Genomic DNA, 23,962 nt, shown 5'->3' with positions numbered 1-23,962 from the left:
CCTAGATTGCCGTCAACTTACTCTGCGATAGCGATCAGCTCAACTTTGAACAGCAGAGTGGCATTGGGCGGGATCGGGCCTCTACCTTCAGCGCCGTAAGCAAGGTCAGAAGGAATCGCGATTTCGATCTCTTCGCCCACTGCCATATTCGGCACAGCCATTTTCCAGCCTTCAATCAAACGTCCGAGAGGGAAAGTCGCAGGTTCTCCGCGTGGATAGGAGCTGTCGAACACCGTCCCGTCGATGAGTTTGCCTTCGTAATGCAGGGTCACCGTATCGGCGACGCTCGGCCTCTCTTCAGAACCGTTATATCGGGTCCATCGCCACCGCAGGCCGCCATCCATATAACGCCAGCCATCCGCAGTTTTCAGATCGAACAGATAGGTTTGCTGGGCGGTGTGCCAGGCGATGTCATTCACCGCCTGCTCGGCGGTTTCCTCTACCGTGTCTTCCTGCGCAATTGCAGGGCGCGCACTGATCATCGAAACGGCAAGCGCCGCCGCTGCAATCGCCCGCATCACCAATCGTAAGCCTTTGGCAGATCGCTTTCGTCAAGATCGCGGTACCGCTCTTTCAAACGGCTTTGATGGCTGTCCAAAGGCTGCTCAACACCGCCGATAAACACTTTGGTCGGGACGGATGTCACTTCCAGCGGATCACCATCCCAGATCACGACATCACCGAGAGCGCCTTGTTTCAACACGCCCGCTTTGCCGCCCATCCCGCTTATATCGGCTGGGATTGAGCTGATCGAGGCGAACGCCTCGCCCCATGTCAGTCCGGCTGCTCCAGGCATTTTCGCGAGACCGACGAGATTGCCGGCCTGCTGTGCCAAACGCCGTGGATTCTCGATGCTCGCCGCGTTCAAGCCGACTTTTACGCCAGCGCGCTTCATTCGGCCAACATTGCTTTGAGTGGAAGCAAGCTGATCGAAACCGGTCGGCAATGCGTCCAGCGGATCAGCGAGCACTGGCACACCAGCGGCCGCGATTTCGTTGGCTACCAGCCAGCCTTCGCTCGCACCCACTAGCACCATGTCGAGGCGCGGGAATTCGGATTTGAGCGCGAGCACGCTGCGAATGTCTGCTGCGCGCTCGACCCCGACATAAAGTTTTTGCGTGCCCGCAACCACTGGCTTCAAAGCCTCGGCATCGAAGCGGCCTAGCAGTACCTCGCCGTCGGCGGTGATTTCGGTCGTTTGCGGAGTTCCCCCTCCGGATAGCGCCTGAGCTTCGCGCAAGGATGCACGGAACAAGGTGTAGGTCGCAGCGCGGCTGCCACCGGCACGGCGCGCACCGCCTTCGCCGAGGTCGACCATCTGGAAAGCGCGGGCTTTCACAATGGGCGTGCCGTCGGAATCCAGATCAATGATCGCGCCTTGTCCGGCAAAAATCGAAGCCGAAGGAAGCGTGGTTGTCGCAGCGCGGGTGATCCCTGCGGCGCGGTGGATCATGATATTCTGCGAGTTTGGATTGACCGCAGGAGCGACATCGAGCGACGCGCTGAACGGAGCACCGCCCGCACGGCTATCATTGGATTCGCTCACCGCGCCGACATCGACGAGCCCGAGCGTTGTGACGGTTGCAAAGATGCCCGGTGTGACCCAGGCGCCATCCGCATCCACAACCAAGTCTGTCGCGAACGATTGACCGTTTGCCGTGCCTGCATAGGTGACGCGGCCATTCTCGACCATAACGACGCCGTTTTGGATCGGCTCGCTGCCATCCCCAGTTACGACGGTCGCATTTGCGATAACCACATCCTGAGCCAAGGCCGGGGTTGCAGAAAGAGCGATGGCCGAAGCCGCGAGAGTTAGGAGGCGCTTCATTTCACATCTCCTTCGCCGGGTTGGCCAAGCTCGAAATCGCTAACCGGACGGCGTTTGCGGTCCATCGCATCATACATAAGAGCCCCGTCGATCCAGACCTTTTCAGGCCGTGAATAGACGGACAGAGGATCGCCGTTCCAAAGGACAACGTCGGCCATTTTGCCTTCTTCAAGGCTGCCAGTCATATCGTCGATGCCCATGGCCTTCGCAGCGTTGAGAGTGATCCATCCGATCACGTCCGCGTCGGAAATTTCGATGCCCATCCGCGCACCGGCTGCCTGCGCTTTGGAAGCTTCCTGATTGAGGCGTTGAATATCGTTTTGGCTGTCTGAGTGGATGACCACGCAGGCGCCCTCTTTCTGGAGCAGCGCGGCGTTTTCCATGATCGCGTCATAGGCTTCCATCTTGAAGCCATACCAGTCGGCCCAGATTGCGCTGCATACGCCATTCTCGCGCAGCAGATCGCCGATTTTGTAGGCTTCGACCGCGTGGTGGAACGCGGTGACTTTGTAGCCAACCTCTTTGGCCATATCCATCACCAGCGCCATCTCATCCGCGCGGTAGCAATGGTTGTGGACGAGGATGTCGCCTTCGAGAACGCCTTTCAGCGTTTCTTTGCCGAGGTTGCGTTTGGCATCGTCATTATTCGCATATTCGATTGCGTCGTACCAAGTCTGACGGTTGACTGCGAAGTTGCCCATGCGTGTCGAAGGCTTACGCCCGCGTCCGCCGTAAACGCGTTTTGGGTTCTCACCGCAGGCCATTTTAAAGCCGTATGGCGCACCGGGGAACTTCATGCCTTGCACAGTGCGGCTTGGCACGTTTTTAAGCGTGACAGAGCGACCACCCATCAGGTTGGCTGAGCCGGGCAGGATTTGCAGCGAGGTAATGCCGCCATTGGCGAGCGCGCGGCTGAAACCGGGATCTTGCGGCCACACCGAATGTTCGGCCCAGACATCCGGTGTAGTCGGCGCGGTGGCTTCATTGCCGTCATTGTGTGCCTGAACACCCGGTGATGGATAATCGCCAAGGTGCGAGTGGATATCGATGATCCCGGGTGTGACGAATTTACCGGTGCCATCGAGGACTGCGTAGCCTTCGGTCGAAAGATCGCTGCCGCCGACAGCTTCGACTTTGCCATTGCGGAAGAGGACAGTGCCGCCCTCGATCCGATTGCCCGCACCGTCATACACGGTCGCGCCAACCAGAGCGGTCGGCGTGCCCGGATAGGCATTGTAAGTTGAGGGGAATGGCCCTTCCGCTTCGGTTTGGGCAGCAAAGCGAGGCGCATCATCGGATCCGCTATCGTCGCCAGCCGTATTGGCCGAACCGGTCGTCGCGCAGCCAGCAAGCGCAAAGGCGCTTGCTGCTGCAATCCAGACTTTCTTAGTCACATTCATTCCCCTGTTCACTTAACGGGTTATTGCGCCGGGTGAGTGCCAGCAGCTGCAGGTTCGCCAAGTTCGGCTTCGCCAGCAAGGTGATCGTCTTCTTCGTCTTTCAGCGTGTCGAGATGCATCAGCTTCTTCACCAGCGGGCTGACGAAACAAACCAAGATGCCGACGACAAAAGCGACGAGACCCATGGTCCAGTACGCTTCAAGAGCGCCTTCGCGGGTCATGTTGCCGCCTTCGCCTTCACCCATGAGCGAGCCCATGAAGCCTGCGACATAATTGCCGCCTGCCGTGCCGAAGAAGAACGCTGCCATCATCAGGCTGGCCATGTGCTTCACGGACAGCCGGTTCATCGCCGAGAGGCCGACCGGTGACAAGCAAAGCTCACCAGTGGTCGACAGCAGGTAGAAGATGAACAGGAAGAGCACTGGCATCATAATCGCGCCAGCTTCGCCAGTGGTGCTGAAGGTTTCAGCGCCCCAGACCATTACGATAAAGGCGAGGCCCATCTGCGCGATGCCCAATCCCATTTTGGCAGGCGTTGAGGGTTCAATCCCTTTGCGTGCCATCCACTGCCACAGACCTGCGAAAAGCGGGCCAAGCAGGATGATGTAGATCGGGTTGATCGATTGGAAGAAGGTGGTTGGAATACCGCCCTTATCAACGTGGCGATCGGTAAACAGGTTAAGCGAACCGCCAGCTTGCTCGAACAAACCCCAGAACAAAGGCATCAGCAAGATCAGGAAGATCATCGCGAACACACGTTCGCGTGCTTCTTTGTCGAGCTTGAACGCTTCAAACAGAACGTATGCGAGAAGCGCGATGCCCGAAGCCAGCAAGATGCCACCGACAAGGCTTTGATACTGGATCAGGAACCAGATCACCGCGACACCGGCGAAGCCGACACCGTACAGCAGCCATTCGAGGCTAATGCCGCCGACTTTCTCTTTCAACTTCGCAGGGTTCGGGCTTTCGCCTTTGCCCTTCAACAGCGGCTTGCCGATGATGAACACGATCAGGCCGAGCAGCATACCGAAGCCAGCAAGGCCAAAGCCGAGCGCCCAGCTGACAGTTTCACCCAGATACGCGGCGATCAGAACGCCTGCCGCTGCGCCGAGGTTAATGCCCATGTAGAAGATCGTGTAAGCACTATCGCGGCGAATATCTGTGCGCGGGTACAGTTGACCCACGATCACGGAGATGTTCGCTTTGAGGAAGCCTGAGCCAACAATGATCAATGCCAGAGCGAGCCAGAATACGTTGAGCGTTGGATCGTTGGCATAGCCCGAGCCGTCGCCTTCGAACGCCATAAAGAAGTGACCGAGTGTCAGCAGAACAGCGCCGAACAGAACCGCTTTGCGTTGTCCCAAGTATCGGTCAGCCAGCCAACCGCCGAGCACCGGCGTGATGTATACGAGGCTGGTATAGGCACCATAAATCAGGTTGGCGCTGCCATCCGAATACATCCAGTGCTTGACCAGATAGAGCGTAAGCAAGGCGCGCATGCCGTAGTAAGAGAAACGCTCCCACATCTCGGCAAAGAACAGCATGTAGAGTCCTTTGGGGTGACCCATGACCTCTTCTTGAGGGCGGGTTACCGCCCAAGCGCCGCCGATCAGAAAGATACCAAGGACGATCGAGGCCACGACCATGGCCCAGTCCCCATATCCCCACATCGCAAATTCTTTAAGTTCGCCCATGTTCTGCAGATCCCTATTTATCTTATCGTCGCGCCCGACCCCACGGGCGCATCAAGCGGCGCACCCTAACGTGTGTTTCGGCGCTGTGAAGCTTTTGTTGCACGGTTCGTCGCACGCCTCACAAAGGGCGGGAACTTGACGCGCTTCGCTGTATTATGGCACTACTGCACTTTGCGAGGATGTTATGAGCCAAAGCCGACCTGTTTACCTGAAACTGCGCGATCAAATCGCCGCGTCCATCATTCAAGGCGAATATGCCGAGGGCAAAATGTTGCCGTCGGTGCGCGCGCTTGCGGCTGAGCAAGGCGCAAATCCGCTGACAGTGGCCAAAGCGTATCAGCAGTTTCAGAATGACGGGTTAGTCGAGGTCCAGCGCGGCGTCGGCATGTATGTTGTCGAGGGCGCGGCTGAGCAATTGCGCACTCGCGAGAAAGAACAGTTCCTCCAGGAGGAATGGCCGGAAATTCGTGCGCGGATGCGCCGACTCGGATTGGACCTCGCTGAGCTGGCCGAGTGCACTTAAACGGCAAATTCCTGTGCCGTAATGAGAAAAATGCAACTTTATGCCACCTCCGACTTGCCACATGGGCGCGGGCATGGCAGCGTTTGTTCATGAAGCGCCTTTGGGTCGGGGCATAGTTGAGGGGCACGACGGATTGCATACATTCATGCGTCCGTCCTGGATCACTGGGAAGTCAAAGATATGATTAGATCCGAATTGCTGCAGCAATTGCACAATGACAATCCGGAATTGCGCGCTGAAGAGATCGAGCAGGTCGTCGATATCTTCTTTGACGAGATTACGCAGCGGCTGGCCGAAGGTGGCCGGGTCGAACTTCGCGGTTTTGGGGCATTCTCGACACGAGAACGCGATGCTCGCACAGGACGCAATCCGCGCACCGGCGAATCTGTCGAAGTACCGGCGAAACGTGTGCCGTATTTCAAAGCTGGCAAAGAAATTCGGCAGCGTTTGAACGGCTCCTAACGCCGCTCATCATTCCTATCATGCAGTGACCCGCTCAGCCTCGTCATTGACGAAGTTGGAGTTCGGCAATTTGCGCTCGCGATTAAGCGCGGCAAACACCATGTCGACGACCTGATCGGGCCCGCCTTCGCGTGTCACGTCGACTGGCATCATCCCAAGCTCGGCAAATTCCTCGAGACCTTCGGGCCCCGGCAAGCCGATCACCCGTTCAATATTGGGCAGCCGATCTTCAACAAGCGGCGCAAGTTCGCGTGAAACGTTGAGATTGTTTGTAGCAACGACAACAACTTCGCGCTTACCCATGCCGATTGCATCCCAGCTGCGCGGATCGCCTGCATTGGCCTGATGCACGTGGTAACCATCTGCCAAAGCGGTTTCGAAGCGCGCTACATTGGGTTCCACAGCAAGATAGCCGATGTCGTTGTATGCGAGCGCATCGGCGACGCCGCGCCCGACCGGCCCCAGCCCGATTATGACAACCGGCGCATCATCACCTTCGAGCTTTTTGTCTGCTGGGCCAGCCCGCAATTTGCCTGCCAGTTTCCGGCCGATATTCGAAACGAGCGGCGTCACGGCAAGGCTGATCGCGATGGCTGACACAAGGATCGAAAGCGCCTCGCTATCGACCAGACCAGCAACAGCCGGGATCGCGAACAGAACCAGCGCAAACTCGCTGCCCTGTCCAAGAAGAAAACCAAGCTGGATCGAGCCTGGCACAGACCAACGGTTCGCCAGCCCCGCGAGCACGTTGAATCCGCATTTAAGGACAATCAATCCAACCGCGGCGGCGATCACCAAGATCCAATTCTCGGCGATGATTGCCGGATCGATCGCCAAGCCGACCGAGATAAAGAAGAAGCTGAGAAATAGCCCACGAAACGCGTCAATTTCCGTCTGCACCATGATGCGATAACGGGAGTCCGCCACTGCCATACCGCCGAGAAACGCCCCAAGGGTGAGCGAAAGACCCGCAACCCCAGTCGCCCAACCAGCAGCTAGCGCAATGAACAGCGCGGTTGCGGTGTACACCTCGCTGCTGCCGGCTCTCGCGATAAGTTTGAACAGCGGACCGATCAGATAGCGCGCAAACACGACTGCAATCCCAAATGCCGCCAGTGCTTTGAGGCCGGCCAGGCCCAGTTGCGGCGCAATGGCCCCGCCACTTCCCAATGCTCCTGCTGCGACAAGAAGGAGGATCGCGGCGATGTCCTGAAAGATCAGGATTGATTGCGAGGCGCGCCCGACCGGGCAATCTTCCTGATCGCGCTCGCGTACGAGGCCAATGACAACCGCAGTCGAAGACAGGCCCATGGCAAAGCCACCGATAATGGCGAACTCAACGGGCAATCCGATCGCCCAGAATAGGGCAGCAAATCCGCCCCCTGCGATGAGCATCTGCAAGCTGCCGAAACCGAAGATATTGGCGGCCTCGGCTTTTATGCGTCCAAGCGAGAAGTGCAGTCCGAGATTAAACAGCAGAAACATCACGCCAGCTTCAGCCATTGCTGCGACCACCGGACCGCTAAAGTCATCGGCATAGCCAAGTGCCGCAATCCCGAGCCCCAGCCCGAGATAGCCGACAATCGGATTGAGGCGGCACGCGCGCGAGATTAGCGCGGCCCCTATTCCGAGGCCAAGCAAGGTAATCGCCGGTTGGATTGTGGCGACCACTGAATGCGCGTCGTGAAGTTCGCCTGCCATAGCTGTCCCTGAATGATGCGTTGGCTCTGGCAAATGGGGCCTAAAGTGCGAAGTGGCAAGCGAGGTGTTTGATCGGTTGCCGTGTCGAGCTCCGCTGGCTATCGCGCAATTTCAGCTGGGCAATTGCATCGGCGGGTGTGGCGGAATGGTAGACGCCGGGGACTTAAAATCCCCTGATCTTTGATCGTGCGGGTTCGAGTCCCGCCACCCGCACCAGCTGCCAACTCTCCAATTATCTGCCAACCATAGCCCGGCATTATCGCCGTCTTAACCGGTCTGGACCTATCGATTCTTTTCGAATCTTTACGACCACTCTCGGTTCTCTGCATCTGATCAGGATTATGCAGGGTGCAAGGCGACCAGAAATGGACAATATGGCGACCAATCCGCGCGTTGAAACAGAACCGGACAATGCAGCCGAACTGCGCGTTGCACCGCGCTTTACGCTGCTTATCCGGGCTGCGCGTTTGGTCGCGCATGAGGGGGAATTTGTCTGCGTGATCCGCGACGTGTCCGAGACTGGCGTGAGCGTGCGTTTGTTCCATGGGCTGCCGAAAGGTGACCCGCTGGAACTGCATATGCCTGGCGGCGGACGCTACGAAGTGAGGCCCGTCTGGGAACGCAACAACGAAGCCGGTTTTGAATTCACAAATTCCGTTGATGTCGCTCAACTTATCAATGAGGCTGGCGAATACCCGAAACGCGGACTGCGTCTGGGCGTTTTCTTCCCCATCACGGTCGGTACGCTGACTCAGTCATGCGAAGCTGTTGTCGAAAACCTGTCGCAGCAAGGCGCGCGATTCGAATGCGACGGTGTGTTTGCAATTGATCAGACTTTGCGTCTTTCCAGCCCTGAGGGATTAAAGGAAGTTCGTGCGAAAGTACGCTGGCGGCGAGACAACCAGTATGGCGTGGTGTTCGATGACACGTTCACGCTTGGCGACTTCGCTCGATTGGCAGCCAAGTTACAGTCGCCTACGCTTCTTTCCGACTAAGCCCCTCAGGTCCAGATGACTGCCCGAACTGCTTATGCCGGGACAAAGTCCATTGCGATCCCATTGATACAGTGACGCTTGCCTGTTGGCTTGGGGCCGTCTCCAAAGATGTGTCCCAGATGCCCACCGCAATCCGCGCAGTGCACCTCTGTGCGGGCATAGCCGATCTTGTAATCGACGGATGTGCCGACTGCGCCTTTGTCGATGGCTTTGTAGAATGCCGGCCAACCGCTGCGACTGTCATATTTGTGGGCTGACGAGTAAATTGCATTCCCGCATCCGGCGCATTTGTATGTGCCTTTGCGCTTTTCCTTGTTCAGCGGTGAGGTCCACGCGCGTTCGGTCCCCGCTTCGCGCAGAATTTGGAATTCCGAACGGGTCAGGGAGCGGCGCCATTGCCCTTCGGTTTTCCGAATGCGGAAATCTTTGCGGGCCTGCGCAGGGGTAGCTCCGCAGCTCGCAAGCACTGGCATGGAGGCTGCGATTGCGGCGCTCGCGATAAAGCGGCGGCGGCTGGATAGTCCAAATTTCATGCGTTTTGCTCCCGACAAAACAAAAGTGTCTCACCTCTGTTTACGTTGGAAACGTCCAAAAAGTTTCACTTGGGCGCTTAGGCCAGCTCAGAAATCGGTGATTTCGACTTCAAGTTTGCGAAAGCCGTGGACGAAGTTCGCCCGTACACGCTCCACATCACCGGCCACATGCACCCGCATCCGGCGCTTGTGCATCTCTTCAAGAAGAATGCGCAATTGCAATTCGGCCAAGCGCGCACCGACGCAGCGGTGAATGCCGTAACCAAAAGCGATATGGCGGCGGGCATTGTCACGGCGCAGATCGAGCTTGTGCGGCTCTTCGAACACGCCTTCTTCGTGATTGGCGGCGAGATACCACAAGACGACTTTGTCGCCTTTTTTGATTGTCTGTCCAAAAACTTCGGTGTCTTCGGTGCAGGTACGGCGCATATGCGCGAGCGGCGTCTGCACGCGCAGCATTTCCTGTACGGCGTTCGGGATTACATCGGGGTTTTCCTCGAACACTTTGCGCTGATCCGGGAACTTGTCGAGCGCATGAATGAAGCCGCTCATCGAATTGCGGGTGGTGTCGTTTCCGCCTACGATAAGCAGTACCAGATTGCCCATGAACTCTTCGGGGCGCATTTGGTTCATCGCTTCGGAATGGATCATCATCGAAATGAGATCATCGCCGGGCTCTTTGTCCTGAGTGCGTTCGATCCAGAGCGACTGGAAATAGCCAGCCATCTCTTGCAGGATTTCCCAGCGGGTCGCGTCCAGATCGCGCACAGTGGCAAGCTCTGTATCACCTGACCAGTCGGACCAGAATGTCAGCAAGTGGCGGTCTTCCCACGGGAAACCGAACAGGATTGCCAGCATGCCCGTGGTCAATTCGATAGAAACCTCTTCAACCCAGTCGAAGGTTTCGCCGCGCGGCAGAGTGTCGAGCAACTCGCCTGTGCGCCGCCGAATCTCTGTTTCCATATCGACCATCGCCGACGGTGTGAATTTGGGGGCAACCGTACGGCGCTGGCCAGTATGTTGCGGGCGGTCCATCGCGATAAACATCGGCAGCTCGCGCGTGTCAGCCCCGGCGGCCTCAGCCTCTTCCTCTGTCAAGCGCTCTAGGATTGTAATCCCGCCATGCTCCCAGCTGGACGAGAAGGTTTCTGGAAGGGCCTCGATATGCTGGATCGCTTTATGGCCAACCACCGCCCAGTACGGGCCGTATGGGCTTTCGGGAATGTAGTGGAGCGGGCCGGCTTCCTGCATCTCAGCAAAGATCGGCTGCCACTTGTCCTCGAAATAGATATCGCTGCGGCTCACATCCCACTTGTGCGGATGCTCGGGGCGTTCGCCTGGATTGTTCTCGTAGTGCTCTTTGATAGCTTCATAAGCAGTCGGCGATGTGCGCACTTCAGGGCGCTTTGGGGCAATCGTGGCCATATCTCTCTCCCGTCAGGACAACGTGTTCCTGTCTCTGGGCCCGCATCCTGCCGTAACTGACACAGGTGTCAATACTCGGTTGCGAAATGCGACTTATTCTGCCGGCTCGATGGAAGATTGTTGCGCCGAATTGGTGGGGCCCCGTTTACCGAACCAATTGCGACGCTTTTTCGCATGACCTCCGCCGCCCGATTTCATTACACGCTTGCGGAACAGCATTGATCCGCCTTTGACCAAGACGATCACAGCGAATGCCTGCCAAAGTAGAGCAAGAGCATGGGTCCACAGCGTCTCTTCGAGGGCGGCCCGAGCCAGCATCGCGAATGGCGACGACAGCGGGAAAATGATTGCAACCGTTTCAAGCGCCGATCCCGGCATGGTCACCGTGTAGGCGGCGAGGAAGAACACCATCAGCTGCATCATTGTGACCGGCATCGACATTGTCTGCACTTCGCGCACGGTGCTCGCCATGCCCCCGATTGTCAGGAACAAAGACCCGAGCAGCAGATACGCCATCGAGAAATACAGGATCGCCAGCGTCATAAACATCGGCCAGCCGACAGCGGGGCCGGGAAGCTCGCGGTAATTGGTTTGCGTCACGGTGACGATGGCATCTTCGGCCACAGCCCAGAAACCCCATCCAAACGCGCCCCACACGGCGATGCCGACAAAACTGACGCCCAACATGGCAAACAGCTTGCCCATAAAAACCGCATCCATAGGCAGTGCGGCGGCGAGGATTTCGATAATCTTGTTACCCTTTTCCTCGGCGAGGTTGGAGAGGACCATTCCACCGAGCAGCATCGTCAGAAGGAACAGGATCATCTGTGCTGCCCCCGCTGTGCGCAGGCGCAAAGAGCGCTCCGAAGCAGCGCTGGAAGTGACCAGCGTGGTCGAACTTTGTGGGAAAGTGCTTGGTGCAGCGCTCATTGCAGTTCCGGCGAGGAGTTCGACGGGGCCTTTCCACCGGTTGATTTGCCCTTCGGTTCCCGTGATCGCAGGCGCTGAAAGCGAGCCGCCAACTATGGCGACGTAGTTGCCCTTGCGCTGTTCCAGGTGCTCCCGGGCGTCGAAATTCGGATTATCCGCCGCCTCAGGCACTGTAACGAGATCGGGCACACCGCCGCGCAATTGCGGCTTCAGATTGGCTGCTGCAGCGATCATCGCGGCGTTGTCTTCGGCGCTCATGGCAAGGCCGATCTCGCTGCTGACAGCTGCACGGGAATTCTGCCCGCCAATGCTGCCAGCAAGCCCGCCAACCAATACGGGGAAGAGCGGCCCGATCAGAAAGAACAAAAATGCACGGCTGAAGAGCACAGCAATAAAGTCGCGCCGGGCAATTACCCATGCGGCCTCAAGACGAGAGAGGCGCGGACGCGCGTCGATGGCGGCTTGATCGTGATTGCTCATGATGCACCTCCCGCCTGATCCGTCTCAAGTTGTCGGGCCGCAGCTTCACCCGCGATAGCGACAAATGCATCGTGCAAACCGGCGCGCTCGATAGAAAGCGACATAATGCCTGCTTCGCCTTCGATCAGGCGTTTGAGCAAAGGCTCAACACCGGTTTCGGGAAGCGAGAAATAGAAGAAGTCGCCTTCGCGCCGTGCATCATCCGGCATGGCGTTGGTCCATGCACCCTCGCGGGCGCGTGTCTCGAGGCGAACTTGCGCTGGAATACGGTCTCGTGCGCTCTCGACGCTGCCCGCATAGGGAACTTTGCCCCCTGCAATGATCGCTACGCCTTCGCAGAGGCGCTCTGCATGATGGATCACGTGGGTCGAGAAGATCACGGTCACGCCGTCATCGGCGAGGTTGCGGATCATCCCTTCGAGCTTGCCCTGATTGATGGCATCGAGGCCGGAAAATGGCTCATCTAGAACAACAAGGCGCGGCCGGTGAACCAGCGTGCCGAGCAATTGCACGGTCTGCGCCATGCCTTTGGAGAGCTGACGGATCTGGCGATCAGCCGCATGGGTAAGATTGTGCCGTTCAAGCAATTCCATCCCGCGCTTGCGCCCTTCGGCCAACGGTAGCCCGCGCAGCGCGCCCATAAAAGCGATGGCTTCAACCGATTTCATTGCCGGATACAGCCCGCGCTCTTCGGGAAGATAGCCGATCAAGCGGCCGATGTCGTGCGGACGATCATGCCCGAACACGCGGCGGATACCCTCATCAGGGTCAATAATGCCGAGCAGCATCCGCAAAGTTGTGGTCTTGCCCGCACCATTAGGGCCAAGAATGCCATAGATCGCGCCTTCGGGTACCGAGATGTCAACGCCGTCTACTGCACGTGTTCCGTCAAAGTCTTTGACCAGCCCGCGCGCTTCAATTGCGAGCGGTCGATCATCCGCACCGGGTTCTGCGACGTTGTGAGCCGTCATGTGTTCGCCTACTGTCATATGCATAAGCGCGGTGGTTAACGCGCGAAACTGAACGGGAGCAACCCCAAGCGTGGTTAACAGCGCAGTTACCGATAACCCCGAGACTGCCCTGGTGGATTGCTTGGAGGAAGAAGCGCGCAGCTTAGGTTTTGCTGCGTTCGGGATAGCCAGCGCGGGTACGGATCCTGTGCGGGCCGAACGGCTTGAGACATGGCTGGGCGAAGGCAATCACGGTTCGATGGAGTGGATGGAGACCCGGCTGGAGCATCGCCGCTCTCCGCAAGGGTTATGGCCCGAAGCGCGCAGCGTTATCGCGCTTGGTATGAGCTACGCGCCTGCGAATGATCCGATGGCGCTGGAAGACGCGAAAAGCCACGCGCGGATATCGGTCTATGCGCAGGGCAAGGATTACCACGATGTCGTCAAAAAGAAGCTGAAGGCGCTGGCCCGTTGGCTGGTTGCTGATCAACCCGACGCCCGAGTGAAGGTGTTCGTCGATACCGCCCCGGTTATGGAAAAGCCGCTGGGTGAAGCAGCGGGGATCGGCTGGCAGGGTAAGCACACGAACCTTGTCAGTCCCGAGCATGGCAGCTGGCTGTTTCTTGGTGCGATCTACACGACGCTCGACCTGCCCGTAAGTGAGCCGCAGCGCGATCAATGCGGGTCATGCCGCGCCTGCCTTGATAGCTGCCCGACCGATGCCTTTCCGCAGCCTTACAAGCTCGATGCGCGGCGCTGCATTTCCTACCTTACGATTGAACACAAAGGCCCGGTGGCGGAGGAATTCCGCGAGGCGATGGGCAACCGGATCTACGGCTGCGACGATTGCCTTGCCGTGTGCCCATGGAACAAGTTTGCCGATCAAGCGCATGCGATGCGTGAATTCTTACCGCGCGCCGAATTGGTAGCGCCGCGCCTTGGCGAGTTGCTGGCGCTGGATGATGCGGGCTTTCGTTCTTTCTTCTCCGGCTCTCCTATCAAACGGATCGGGCGAAATCGGTTCGTGCGCAACTGCCTTTATGCGGCGGGCAATAGCGGTGATGCCAGATTGATGCCGCAGGTCATGGCGCTGAAAAGCGATCCCGATCCGGTGGTAGCAGATGCTGCCGAATGGGCAGCGGCGCGGTTGGCCTAGTTCTTACCAAACTCGCTATTATGCTCGCCCAGACGCGGAGCGTGGCCCGGCGCTTCGGGGGACCAATCGCTGAACGTGTTGGGATCGCGCATCTGATACAGCGCCCCTTCGCTTGGATGCTCGGAAAGCTCGAAAAAGCCAGTCTCGCGCAAATGCGGGTCGTCGATCACATCATCTAGGTCGGTCACTGCCATGCATGGGATGTTGTGCTCGCGCAGGATCTCCAGCCACTCGCTGGTCGTTTTTAGAGGAGTGAGTGCGGCCATGCGCTGATAGAGCTCGGGCGCGGCGGCGATGATCCCGCGCGGGTCCTTGAACCGTTCTTCGCCCACCAGTTCAGGATCGCCCAGCAGCGCCACAACTTTGGGGAATTGCGGCAGAGTGTATGGCACGATGCTGATCCAGCCATCTTTGGTCATCATCGGCTGACGATCGGGGTCGACCTGACGGCCATAACCCGCATCACCATTTGGCGGATCAAATGTTTTCGCGTCGAGATGCTCTTTCAGCATGAAACTGGCAAAAGCCTCGAACATCGGCACTTCGACATGCTGGCCTTTGCCCGTGCGGAGACGGTGGGTGATCGCGGCGAGCGTGGCGTAGGCGGCGTGTAGCCCCGCGACCTTATCCGCGATCAGCGACGGCAGGTAACGCGGGCGCTCATCTCCATCGACGCGCGGCAATAGGGTGGTGGTGCCCGTCGCGGCTTGAATGACATCGTCATAGGCTTGCAATCCGGCATAGGGTCCGCCCGATCCAAAGCCGACGCAATGGACATAGATGATGGCCGGATTCAGCGCTTTGACCGTGTCATAGTCGAACCCAAGACGTGCAATCGCCGCTTCACGGACATTGTGGACGAACACATCGGCGGTGCTCAAAAGATCGCGAAGCGTCGTTGCATCGTCGGGGTTCTTAAGGTCGAGAACGAGCGACTTCTTGCCGCGATTGAGCGCGATAAAGCCTGGCCCCATGCCTGGCGTTTGGGCGGGCTTTGCACCGTGGCGATAGGCATCGCCACTAGGCCCTTCGATTTTGATGACATCCGCGCCGTAATCTGACAGGATTTGCGTGGCATAGGGGCCGAAAACGACGCTGGTCAGGTCAATGACCTCCACGCCTTCGAGCATCGGCTTTCCGTCATTGGCACTTATCATTGGGGCGAGCCCTTACAGCATTTCTTTGAGCGGTATGTCAGGGTCGGCGAGTAAGTCCCGATCCACTTTCTCGGTTCCCGCTTCGAGCATTTTGCGGCCCTGCACATAGTCTTTCATCGTGCCAACGCAGTCAAAGGCGATTGGTTTGCCCTCTTTGAGATAGACGACGGTGAATTTCCGCGTGTCCGGGTCGCCGCGCAAGACAGTCTCATCATAGCCAAGGCTCAGTCCCGCCGTCTGCAATTTCAGATCATATTGGTTGGACCAGAACCAGGGCAGGGAATTGTATTCCTGTTTGTCGCCCATGATCGCCTTGGCAACGATGTTCGCCATATCATGCGCGTTCTGGACCGACTCCAAGCGGATGACGGCGCTATCCGCATAGGGATTGGCGTGCGCGGCGCAGTCACCAATCGCGTAGATATCGTCCAAAGTCGTGCGGCAGCAGAAATCGACATCGACCCCGTTGGATCCAGCCGCTCCCGCAGCGATCAGCGGCGCCACCGCTGGCACAATCCCGATGCCCACCACGACCATATCGCACTCGACACCCTCGCCATTGTCGAGCGTCACGCTGGAGACGTGTCCGTCAGTGCCGACAATCTCGGTTACGCTGGTTTCAAGACGTATATCGACGCCTTGTCTGCGGTGCTCGGCTTGGTAGAAATTTGAGAGGTCCTCGCCAGCGACACGGGCAAGAACGCGCGGCAGCGTTTCCACTAGCGTCACTTCGCAGCTGAGCTTTCGCAGGACAGCGGCTGCTTCCAGTCCAATATAACCGCCGCCTATTACAACAGCGCGTTTCGCTCCGGCTTCCAGCGCAGCCATCATTGCATCAGCATCGCGCTTGTCACGAACGTAGAACACGCCTTTCAGATTCGCGCCAGGACAGCCCAAGCGTCGCGGATCGCCGCCGCCCGACCAGATCAGCTTGCGATAGCCGATTGCGCTTCCGTTCGAGAGCGTGAGGTTGTGCCCCATCCAGTCGATTTCGGTTACGCCGCTGCCGAGCAGCAGATCAATATTCTTGTCGGCCCAGAATTTCTCGGGCCGGATCATGATCCGCTCAAATCCCTTATCGCCCGCCAGATATTCCTTGGACAAGGGCGGGCGTTCATAGGGCGGGATGCTGTCGCGCCCGATCATCAGGATCGAACCTTCATGGCCCTGCTGGCGCAACGCAATCGCTGCTTGCGCGCCGCCATGGCCGGTGCCGACGATCACCACATCTGCGTGGTCCGGAGCATTTCCCTCTTGCGTCATGCGCGAATGGGTCGCCGCAAATTGCGTGTCCGTCAAGCCGTTAGAGACTTAGCGTTCCAGCAAGTTGCGGGCCTGACTGGCGATCTGCGCCAGCACCGCCGGAGCGATTGGAGGCCGCGCCTGAGCCCGCGTAATCATCGCGCGGAATTGCGCAACGGCGTTCTCATTGCGCGCTGCCCAATCGGCAATCGCGCCCTGCGGATCGTCTTTACCACCCTTTCGGCGGAGCAAGCGGCGAAGAAATTCAAGCCGCATATGCTGGAAATCGCGCGCAAGCCCGTCGACGAGGAGTCGTTCCCAGATATCGGATGGAGACATGTGCGCGGCGGTGCCCTGCGCCCAATCCAGCCCGATCCGTCCGCCAATATCGGTAAAGGCGTGGGTTATCTGTTTGGGATCGAGATCCGTCGTGAGAGACAGCTGAGCCAGCCCGATTGATCCATCATAATCAAACAGGTTCGCCACTTTGAGAGCGAGTGCATCGGGGCAACCCTGATCAACGAAATGACGGCGCAGTTGCTCCGATCTCTCTCGCGTTTCGCTCGACAAAAGCTCGCTGTGTGCCTCTTTCAATATGCCGATGCGCGAATGGAGCGTTTCGACCAATTCGCCAGCTTGCACCTGACCTGCTGCAGTTCGCAGCACGTCAGACATCAAATTTCCGACTGCCGCGGCAGCGCGGTCAAACAAAGTCAATCGGGCCGCTTCGCTCATTTTCGCGGTGTCGAGCTCTTCCCAAAGCGTGCCGAGATCGAACATCCGTTCAACCACCACGAAAGCAGCGGCGACATCTGAAAGGCCCACACCCTCTTCTTCTGCAAGCTCGAATGCGTGGACCAGACCAAGCCGGTTTACGATGCGGTTGGAAAGGTCAGTCGCGACCAGCTCGCGGCGGAGGCGGTGGCCCTGAATTTGCGGAGTAAAGCTCTTACGCATCGGCTCTGGGAAGAGTGCGATGAGAGAGGATTCCAGCATTGGATCATCCGGCAATCCACTTCCTTCGATGGCGTCCTGCAAAGCCAGCTTGGCTGAAGAGAGCAGCACTGCGAGCTCTGGCCGTGTCAGGCCTTTGCCATCAGCGGCGCGGCGCGTGAAGGCGTCGCTTTGCGCAAGCCCCTCTGTTCGCCGGTCGAGATCGCCGATCTCTTCAAGCTGCTCGATCAGGCGGATATAGGATGCAGTGGCTTCCGGCCCTGCCGCCTCTGCGACGGAAAGCGCCAGTGCTTGGAGGCGATTGTCTTCCAGCACGATTTCCGCAACTTCATCCGTCATCTTGGCTAGCAGATTGTTGCGCTTCTTCTCGGTCAGCGCGCCTTCGCGCGTTGCGGCAGCCAAAGCGATCTTGATGTTCACTTCGTTATCCGAGCAATCGACGCCCGCCGAATTGTCGATAAAGTCGGTGTTGATGCGCCCGCCATTCATCGAAAACGCGATGCGGCCCGCTTGCGTAATGCCAAGGTTTGCGCCTTCGCCGATGACTTTGGTGCGCAGCTCCGCTGCGTCTACGCGCAACGCATCGTTGGCGGGATCGCCAACTGCCAGATGGCCTTCGTGTTCCGCTTTGATGTAAGTGCCGATGCCGCCAAACCAGATCAGGTCCAGCTCTGCCTTAAGGATTGCGCTGACCAGTGCATCAGGTTCGATTTCTTTCTCTTCGATGCCGAGCATCTCGCGCGCTTTCTTGGAAAGCTTGATGCGTTTCAGGTCGCGCGAATAGACGCCGCCGCCTTTGGAAATGAGATCGGAATTGTATTCCTCCCAGCTCGAGCGCGGCAGGTCGTAAAGGCGCTTGCGCTCTTTCCAGCTGGCTGCGGGATCGGGATCGGGGTCAATAAAGATGTGGCGGTGATCAAACGCCGCGACCAGCTTAATCGCTTTCGACAGCAGCATGCCATTGCCAAAGACATCGCCGGACATATCGCCGCACCCTGCGACGCGGATACTGTCTTTCTGAACGTCGACACCCATTTCGAGGAAGTGTCGCTGCACAGAAACCCACGCGCCGCGCGCGGTGATGCCCATCGCCTTGTGGTCGTATCCGTTTGAGCCGCCGCTTGCGAAGGCATCGTCGAGCCAAAAATCGCGGCTTCCAGCGATCCCGTTTGCCACGTCCGAGAACCGCGCAGTGCCTTTGTCGGCGGCGACTACGAAATAGGGGTCTTCTCCGTCATGGATCGCGACTTTTTCAGGATGGACGACTTTGCCATCGACGATGTTGTCGGTGACAGACAGCAGCGTTCTGATGAACACTTCATAGCTGCCTTGGCCTTCCGCGGCCCAACCTTCGCGGTCGGTTGCAGGTGATGGCAATTGTTTCGGGTAGAAGCCGCCTTTCGCACCGGTCGGCACGATGACAGCGTTCTTCACCCGCTGCGCTTTCATCAGGCCAAGAATTTCGGTGCGGAAATCGTCGCGCCGGTCGGACCAGCGCAGGCCGCCGCGGGCAATCGCGCCTGAGCGCAAATGGATGCCTTCGACGCGGCGCGAATAAACGAAAATCTCGCGCCACGGCACAGGCTTCGGCAGGTTCGGCACAAGGGCGGAATCAATTTTGAACGCAAGCGCTTCGGCTGCGGCTGGCGCAAACGCGTTGGTGCGCAAGACCGCGTCGATCACGGCGCGGTACAGGCGCAGCAAGCGATCATCGTTGATCGCGGAGACTTTGGCGAGACCGCGATTGAACGCAGCCCCCGCGCCTGAAACCGCTTCATCCCGGCTGCTCGAAAAGCCGGGGTTATGCTTGGCAACGAACAGGTCGATCATTGCGCGGGTAACATCAGGGGCGCGTCCCAACGCATCAACCACAGTGTAGATGGTGAAGCCCATGCCGGTTTGGCGCAGATAGCGATAAATCGCCCGCAGCCATTCGGTTTCCCGCGCGGCAAGACCGGTGCTTACTACCAAACGGTTGAACGGATCATCTTCCGCTCCGCCGTTCAGCACTTCGGCGATTGCGGGCTCGATTGCGTGCGCGCGCTCCAGCAGTTTGGCAGCCGATGCGCCTTCGGGCAGGTCGACGGTGAATTCGTGGATCGTGCCAAGCTTGCCCTCATCCAGCGTGACGGGGATTTCCTTGATCACTCGGAAGCCGAAGTTTTCGAGAGCGGGCACAGCGTCTGACAGCGGCAGCGCGCCTTCCTGCTGATAAATCTTAAGGCGTAGCCGGTGCGCAGGATCCTTGCCGATGCAATAGAGGCGGACACCGCGCCTATTTTCAAGATCGCTGTTCAGACCGCGAAGGCAGGTGATGTCGAGGGCCGCCTCCGCTGCGTCATAACGCCCGCGGTAGTTCATTGGCAGAGCGTCGGCATATCGCGAAGCCAGTGCCGCTGCGCGCGACGGGTCCATAGTTTCGGACAGTTGCTTCTCGACCGCTTCGCCCCAACCGCGCAGCATGTCCTGGAACTGCAGCTCAAGCGCTGCTTCATTCGGCAATTGTTTCGCTTCGCGAATGTCGATTACGAATTGCAGCATGGCCAGCGTGCCGCCTTCGACTTCAAGGGTCCAATCCAGCACCGCTGTGCCTTCATGCGCCGTGAACATATCTTCGATTTGCAAGCGGACCTGAGTCGAGACTGTATCGCGTGGCTGCCAGACGAACGCGTAAATGTGCCGATCGAGCCGTGATGTGATCAGCGCAAGACGCGGGCGGGGCCGGTCGACAAGGCTCATCATCGTGGTGGCGAGGCGAGCGATGGAATCCTGAGTGAAGCCGATCAGCAGATCATTCGGCAATGCGGTGAATGCATGGATCAACGCTTTGCTTGCGTGACCGCCCGTACTGAAGCCAAGCTTTTGCGAGATCGCTTCAAGGTCGGCCCGCAACACGGGCACTTCTGTTGGCGGGGTCGCCATCGCAGCGCTTGTCCAGATGCCAGCATGAATCGACAGCGTCTGCACCTTGCCGCTCTTCGTATCGCGCAGGCCAACGATAAACAGATCGAGCGGGATGCGCCGATGCACATGGGAAAGGCGGTTGGCTTTGATGACCAGCAAATCGTGCCGATCATTGCGCGTATCACAATCATCGAACCAATCGAACGCACGTTCTATCGAGGCCTCGGCCAGAATATCACGCGTACTCTTACGGCAGATACCCTTAGCTTCGCTTTGTTTGCCATCACGGTCGCGTTTTACATGACCGAGCTGCGTCAGCATCCCTTTGTTCAGCCAGGTCATAAGGGCTTGCGATTCATCATCGCCTATTGCCTCTATGTCCGATGCCATCAGGGCCTGCATCTTGGGCCAATCGGTAACAGCCGCGCGGACATCACCAAGGGTAACACGCAGAGCCTGTTCCAACTCACGGCGTTGGCGCGCATCGACACGCGGTGTTTCGATGTAGATCAACGATTCCAATGGCAGGCCGTCGCTCTTGGCATCGCTCAAACGAATCAGCTCGCCAGCTTCGTTGCGCTCTGCGCAAAGGACCGGGTGCACGAGCCGGTCGATGCTGAGCGATTGCGCTGCAATCGTCGCAGCAATCGAATCCACCAGAAACGGCATATCGTCATTGATGATGGCGATGCGCATCTTGCGCCGTTCACCCGCCGCCGATTCGAGCCGGAGCGATGATCGTTGGGAATCGCGCTGATGCGCCGCTTCGAGGATAAATTCGGCCGCTTCAGCAAGCGCTGGCCCGTCGAGCGAGGTGTCGCCCGGTAAAATCGATGCCTTCAGATGCTTTTTCAGCGAAGTGAGCAACGCATTGGAAGCGCCTGCTTGTTTAGCGGGCTGCTTAGCGGATTTCTCCGACGCCTTCGACACCATGATCCTGCTCCGAGCAACATTATTATGCTGGTTTGTTTTATCGTTACGGCTTACTCGCTTTTGCCTAAGGTGTGCAAGCGCGATCATCCGGAAAACTACGCAGGAATGGACGCCGCCTGAGAAGCTGCAAGTCCCTCCATCGTGAGCTCAAGCGAGCGGACCCGAGCATCAGGATCAAAAGTCGATCCGCACAGGATAATCTCATCCGCTTTGGTGCGATCCGCAAAGGCAACGATCTTCTCACAAACCGTTGCAGGCGTTCCGACGGCTGCGGCTTGGCTCAAATGATCGAGCATCGCGCGATGAGGCGCAGGGAGCGTCGCCTTGTAGCCTTCAATTGGCGGCTTGAGCTTGCCCGGTGTGCCAGTGCGCAAGGCAACGAATGCCTGCTGTTGGCTGGATGCGAGATATTCCGCCTCGCCATCGTTGGACGCGGCAAAGACGTTCATGGCAACCGCGACATAAGGTTTCACCAGCGCGTTGGATGGCTGAAAGCCGCGGCGATAAATCTCGAGTGCATTGTCCAGATGATCGGGCGCAAAGTGCGCGGCAAACGCATAGGGCAGCCCAAGTTTCGCAGCGAGCTGGGCGCCGAACAGACTTGACCCCAGCATCCAAAAATCGACATTCGCGCCTAGACCCGGCGTCGCCTTGATTGGCAAGTCGAGGTCTCCGGTCAGGAGCGCGCGAAGTTCGACCACATCCTGAGGGAAGTACTCAGAAGCCTGATGCAGGTCTTTGCGCAGCGCTCGCTGCAATTCGGGTCCAGCTCCCGGAGCGCGGCCAAGGCCCAGATCGATCCGTCCGGGGAAAAGCGCATCAAGCGTGCCGAACTGTTCCGCAATCTGGAACGGCGTGTGGTTGGGAAGCATGATGCCGCCAGACCCGATGCGAATGCTGCTCGTGGCGTTGCCGATATGGGCCAGCACCACCGATGTCGCACCCCCTGCGATGCCTTCCATGGCGTGATGTTCGGCCACCCAGTAGCGCTTGCAGCCCAGTCTTTCGGCTGTCCTTGCAAGCGCAACGCTTGCCTCGAAAGCATCGCCCAGCGTGCGGCCTTCGCTAACCGGGACAAGATCGAGGACAGAGAATTGGGTCATGGTTCTGCAGGTGTGTCTGCCGCTGGGCCGATTTGCGCAAGATAGCTTTTGGCGGTTTGCGCAGCGGGACTGTCGGGCTGAGTGTTGACCACCGATTGCCAGCTCTTTCGCGCTGAGTCTTCGCGGCCCGAAAGCACCGCGATCACGCCGGCTTCCAAACCGATCTGCCCATCGACCGGAGCGAGATCGGAAGCGCGCTCAATCGCGGTTTGGGCTTCGTCAAGCCTGTCCATCCTGCGCAAAAGCGTCGCCTTGAACAGCCAGCCTTCCACCATCGCCGGTTCAAGTTGTGTCGCGGCGCTCAGCGCATTCAAGGCGTCCTCTCCGCGGTTCAGGGCAACCAATGCGCGGGCTTGATCGATTGCAGCGAGAGCCTCCAAAGTCGCTGAGGCTGCTGTGCTGGCATCCTGGCGCGCTGCAGTCAGCATGGCAGCGGCAGCCTCCGCATCGCCGCCAGCGAGAGCAGCGTTGCCAGCCATCGTGCCGAACCGCGCGCGGGCACTGTTTTCGCCTTCAGGTGTTTCGTCACGTGCGGCGAGGAAAGCGGCTCTGGCGTCATCCCACAGCCCCAGTTCCGTCGATGCAAGCCCCAGGCAATGGTTCGCAATCACACGGTCCGCGCCGCTGGTTTCGGTGCGGCGGATTTGCGCTTTCGAATGCGCACGCGCCGGGTCCTCGGCAAGCTGATCCAGACATTCCGACAGCCATGCGCTGGTGGGATTTGCGGGCGCTTCGATCACATTTGACCGTGGCGGGCGATGGATCAGGTCGTCGGGCAAATTCGGCATCGCGCCGGTATTGCCGTGGGCCGCCTGAAGAAGAGTTGCGAGAAGCAGTGACACGATGATTTCCGTTAGTAAAAGCTGGAGACAGCCGCCTTAAGCAGCGCGATATCAGAATCGCGCGACAAGCGGTGATCGCCGTCCTTTACCAGTGTCACCTGTACCGCGTCCGAACGCAGGGCTTTGCTGAGTCGCATACTGATTTCCCACGGAACATCGGCATCGCGCTGTCCGTGGAGCAGGTGGACGGGGCAGTGGATTGCAATCTCGCTGTCGAGCATGCGGTTGGCCTGACCGTCCGCCCAAAAGCCGGGGTGCATCGGCGTTGGCTCAGGCCCGTAAGGGTTTTCGTCATAAACCGTTTCGCCTGCCAATAGTTTGGCCTGATCCGCTTCGCTGCGGCCCCATTCGGTGAAATCGGGTGCAGATGCGATGCCGACAATCCCTGCAAGCCGGTCTCCCAACTTCTCTGCTACCATCAACATCAGCCAGCCGCCCATTGATGATCCGATTAGCAGGATCGGGCCGGTCGCATGGGCCTTGATCAAAGCCAGCACTTCATCGCGCCATTTCGACAGCGTGCCGTCCGCAAAATCGCCGGAGCTTGCGCCGCAGCCTGAATAATCGAGCAGCAGACAAGAGCGGCCCAGTGCCTTTGCCTCTGCAAACAGCGATGTTGCTTTGCCGCCATCCATATCGGACATGTAGCCGGGCAAGAACACCAGTGTCGGCCCGCTCCCCGAGGTGTGACGATAAGCGATTTTACGCCGATCGGGCATTTCATGAAACTGCACATTTGACATGACAGCT

At 58.5% G+C, this 23,962-nt stretch carries 19 protein-coding genes and 1 tRNA gene; 5 read left to right on the top strand and 15 right to left on the bottom strand.

The window, feature by feature from the left end; all coding sequences use genetic code 11:
* Nucleotides 1-17 precede the first annotated feature (17 nt).
* Genes MWU39_RS13360 through MWU39_RS13345 form a run of 4 tightly spaced genes read right to left on the bottom strand, consistent with a single transcriptional unit; the run spans nt 18 to nt 4,922 of the window.
* Nucleotides 18-518, bottom strand: a complete 501-nt coding sequence (locus tag MWU39_RS13360) for an FKBP-type peptidyl-prolyl cis-trans isomerase (protein ID WP_247160648.1) — start codon at nt 516-518, stop codon at nt 18-20.
* Nucleotides 518-1,828, bottom strand: coding sequence for an amidohydrolase family protein (locus MWU39_RS13355; protein ID WP_247160646.1), 1,311 nt, complete (start codon nt 1,826-1,828; stop codon nt 518-520). Before MWU39_RS13355 ends, MWU39_RS13360 begins: the two co-directional genes overlap by 1 nt.
* The gene (locus MWU39_RS13350) at nt 1,825-3,222 is read right to left on the bottom strand and encodes an amidohydrolase (RefSeq protein WP_247160644.1); all 1,398 of its coding nucleotides are present in this window, start codon (nt 3,220-3,222) and stop codon (nt 1,825-1,827) included. Before MWU39_RS13350 ends, MWU39_RS13355 begins: the two co-directional genes overlap by 4 nt.
* 26 nt (nt 3,223-3,248) lie before the next feature.
* On the bottom strand, nt 3,249-4,922 hold the full coding sequence (locus MWU39_RS13345) for an oligopeptide:H+ symporter (protein ID WP_247160643.1): 1,674 nt from the start codon (nt 4,920-4,922) through the stop codon (nt 3,249-3,251).
* Nucleotides 4,923-5,106: 184 nt separating this feature from the next.
* Here MWU39_RS13345 and MWU39_RS13340 point away from each other — a divergent pair, with 184 nt between their 5' ends.
* Together MWU39_RS13340 and MWU39_RS13335 are read left to right on the top strand one after the other, a co-directional pair.
* Nucleotides 5,107-5,445 carry a GntR family transcriptional regulator gene (locus MWU39_RS13340; RefSeq protein ID WP_247160642.1) on the top strand — a complete coding sequence of 113 codons (339 nt, stop codon included), beginning with the start codon at nt 5,107-5,109 and terminating at the stop codon, nt 5,443-5,445.
* Nucleotides 5,446-5,625: 180 nt separating this feature from the next.
* Nucleotides 5,626-5,907, top strand: coding sequence for an integration host factor subunit beta (locus MWU39_RS13335; protein WP_247160641.1), 282 nt, complete (start codon nt 5,626-5,628; stop codon nt 5,905-5,907).
* Nucleotides 5,908-5,925: 18 nt separating this feature from the next.
* Here the strand turns inward: MWU39_RS13335 and MWU39_RS13330 are convergent, their stop codons facing one another.
* Nucleotides 5,926-7,608 carry a cation:proton antiporter gene (locus tag MWU39_RS13330; protein WP_247160640.1) on the bottom strand — a complete coding sequence of 561 codons (1,683 nt, stop codon included), beginning with the start codon at nt 7,606-7,608 and terminating at the stop codon, nt 5,926-5,928.
* A gap of 131 nt (nt 7,609-7,739) precedes the next feature.
* Here MWU39_RS13330 and MWU39_RS13325 point away from each other — a divergent pair.
* A tRNA-Leu gene (locus MWU39_RS13325) sits at nt 7,740-7,824 on the top strand.
* A gap of 149 nt (nt 7,825-7,973) precedes the next feature.
* Complete coding sequence (locus tag MWU39_RS13320; RefSeq protein ID WP_247160639.1) at nt 7,974-8,603, top strand: PilZ domain-containing protein; 630 nt, start codon at nt 7,974-7,976, stop codon at nt 8,601-8,603.
* 32 nt (nt 8,604-8,635) lie between these two features.
* Here MWU39_RS13320 and msrB read toward each other — a convergent pair whose 3' ends face one another.
* The 4 genes from msrB to MWU39_RS13300 form a co-directional block, all read right to left on the bottom strand.
* Entirely contained in the window at nt 8,636-9,136 is a 501-nt protein-coding gene (gene msrB / locus MWU39_RS13315; protein WP_247160637.1) for a peptide-methionine (R)-S-oxide reductase MsrB, read from the bottom strand.
* An 87-nt stretch (nt 9,137-9,223) separates the two neighbouring features.
* A complete protein-coding gene (locus MWU39_RS13310; RefSeq protein ID WP_247160634.1) occupies nt 9,224-10,561 on the bottom strand; it encodes a cytochrome P450 in 1,338 nt (445 codons plus the stop codon).
* A 93-nt stretch (nt 10,562-10,654) separates the two neighbouring features.
* The gene (locus MWU39_RS13305) at nt 10,655-11,971 is read right to left on the bottom strand and encodes an ABC transporter permease (protein ID WP_247160632.1); all 1,317 of its coding nucleotides are present in this window, start codon (nt 11,969-11,971) and stop codon (nt 10,655-10,657) included.
* Nucleotides 11,968-12,942 carry an ATP-binding cassette domain-containing protein gene (locus tag MWU39_RS13300; protein ID WP_247160630.1) on the bottom strand — a complete coding sequence of 325 codons (975 nt, stop codon included), beginning with the start codon at nt 12,940-12,942 and terminating at the stop codon, nt 11,968-11,970. Before MWU39_RS13300 ends, MWU39_RS13305 begins: the two co-directional genes overlap by 4 nt.
* Nucleotides 12,943-13,012: 70 nt before the next feature.
* Here MWU39_RS13300 and queG point away from each other — a divergent pair, with 70 nt between their 5' ends.
* The gene (gene queG, locus MWU39_RS13295; RefSeq protein WP_247160629.1) at nt 13,013-14,077 is read left to right on the top strand and encodes a tRNA epoxyqueuosine(34) reductase QueG; all 1,065 of its coding nucleotides are present in this window, start codon (nt 13,013-13,015) and stop codon (nt 14,075-14,077) included.
* On the opposite strand, the gene MWU39_RS13290 is transcribed toward queG, so the two are convergent.
* The 6 genes from MWU39_RS13290 to MWU39_RS13265 form a co-directional block, all read right to left on the bottom strand.
* Complete coding sequence (locus MWU39_RS13290; RefSeq protein WP_247160628.1) at nt 14,074-15,234, bottom strand: CoA transferase; 1,161 nt, start codon at nt 15,232-15,234, stop codon at nt 14,074-14,076. The genes queG and MWU39_RS13290 overlap by 4 nt on opposite strands.
* Before the next feature lie 12 nt (nt 15,235-15,246).
* Complete coding sequence (locus MWU39_RS13285; protein WP_247160627.1) at nt 15,247-16,497, bottom strand: FAD/NAD(P)-binding oxidoreductase; 1,251 nt, start codon at nt 16,495-16,497, stop codon at nt 15,247-15,249.
* 48 nt (nt 16,498-16,545) lie between these two features.
* Nucleotides 16,546-21,267, bottom strand: a complete 4,722-nt coding sequence (locus MWU39_RS13280) for an NAD-glutamate dehydrogenase domain-containing protein (RefSeq protein WP_247160626.1) — start codon at nt 21,265-21,267, stop codon at nt 16,546-16,548.
* A 95-nt stretch (nt 21,268-21,362) separates the two neighbouring features.
* Nucleotides 21,363-22,370 carry an LLM class flavin-dependent oxidoreductase gene (locus MWU39_RS13275; protein WP_247160625.1) on the bottom strand — a complete coding sequence of 336 codons (1,008 nt, stop codon included), beginning with the start codon at nt 22,368-22,370 and terminating at the stop codon, nt 21,363-21,365.
* Nucleotides 22,367-23,212, bottom strand: coding sequence for a tetratricopeptide repeat protein (locus tag MWU39_RS13270; protein ID WP_247160623.1), 846 nt, complete (start codon nt 23,210-23,212; stop codon nt 22,367-22,369). The genes MWU39_RS13275 and MWU39_RS13270 overlap by 4 nt, the downstream gene beginning before the upstream one ends.
* A gap of 11 nt (nt 23,213-23,223) precedes the next feature.
* Nucleotides 23,224-23,955: an alpha/beta hydrolase gene (locus MWU39_RS13265; RefSeq protein ID WP_247160622.1), complete on the bottom strand. Its 732-nt coding sequence runs from the start codon at nt 23,953-23,955 to the stop codon at nt 23,224-23,226.
* Nucleotides 23,956-23,962: the final 7 nt, after the last annotated feature.

Source organism: Erythrobacter sp. F6033, from assembly GCF_023016005.1.
Classification (GTDB): Bacteria; Pseudomonadota; Alphaproteobacteria; order Sphingomonadales; family Sphingomonadaceae; genus Erythrobacter.
The sequence above is the reverse complement of the archived record's forward strand: the minus strand, read 5'-3'. Positions and strand labels throughout refer to the sequence as shown.

Excerpts from the sequence above, each read along its gene's own strand:
- MWU39_RS13310 (WP_247160634.1), bottom strand. The coding sequence starts at position 10,561 with ATGGCCACGATTGCCCCAAAGCGCCCTGAAGTGCGCACATCGCCGACT.
- MWU39_RS13285 (WP_247160627.1), bottom strand. The coding sequence starts at position 16,497 with ATGACGCAAGAGGGAAATGCTCCGGACCACGCAGATGTGGTGATCGTC.
- MWU39_RS13280 (WP_247160626.1), bottom strand. The coding sequence starts at position 21,267 with ATGGTGTCGAAGGCGTCGGAGAAATCCGCTAAGCAGCCCGCTAAACAA.
- MWU39_RS13290 (WP_247160628.1), bottom strand. The coding sequence starts at position 15,234 with ATGATAAGTGCCAATGACGGAAAGCCGATGCTCGAAGGCGTGGAGGTC.
- MWU39_RS13330 (WP_247160640.1), bottom strand. The coding sequence starts at position 7,608 with ATGGCAGGCGAACTTCACGACGCGCATTCAGTGGTCGCCACAATCCAA.
- MWU39_RS13345 (WP_247160643.1), bottom strand. The coding sequence starts at position 4,922 with ATGGGCGAACTTAAAGAATTTGCGATGTGGGGATATGGGGACTGGGCC.
- MWU39_RS13265 (WP_247160622.1), bottom strand. The coding sequence starts at position 23,955 with ATGTCAAATGTGCAGTTTCATGAAATGCCCGATCGGCGTAAAATCGCT.
- MWU39_RS13335 (WP_247160641.1), top strand. The coding sequence starts at position 5,626 with ATGATTAGATCCGAATTGCTGCAGCAATTGCACAATGACAATCCGGAA.
- MWU39_RS13355 (WP_247160646.1), bottom strand. The coding sequence starts at position 1,828 with ATGAAGCGCCTCCTAACTCTCGCGGCTTCGGCCATCGCTCTTTCTGCA.
- msrB (WP_247160637.1), bottom strand. The coding sequence starts at position 9,136 with ATGAAATTTGGACTATCCAGCCGCCGCCGCTTTATCGCGAGCGCCGCA.
- MWU39_RS13275 (WP_247160625.1), bottom strand. The coding sequence starts at position 22,370 with ATGACCCAATTCTCTGTCCTCGATCTTGTCCCGGTTAGCGAAGGCCGC.
- MWU39_RS13320 (WP_247160639.1), top strand. The coding sequence starts at position 7,974 with ATGGACAATATGGCGACCAATCCGCGCGTTGAAACAGAACCGGACAAT.
- MWU39_RS13360 (WP_247160648.1), bottom strand. The coding sequence starts at position 518 with ATGCGGGCGATTGCAGCGGCGGCGCTTGCCGTTTCGATGATCAGTGCG.
- MWU39_RS13305 (WP_247160632.1), bottom strand. The coding sequence starts at position 11,971 with ATGAGCAATCACGATCAAGCCGCCATCGACGCGCGTCCGCGCCTCTCT.
- MWU39_RS13300 (WP_247160630.1), bottom strand. The coding sequence starts at position 12,942 with ATGACGGCTCACAACGTCGCAGAACCCGGTGCGGATGATCGACCGCTC.
- MWU39_RS13340 (WP_247160642.1), top strand. The coding sequence starts at position 5,107 with ATGAGCCAAAGCCGACCTGTTTACCTGAAACTGCGCGATCAAATCGCC.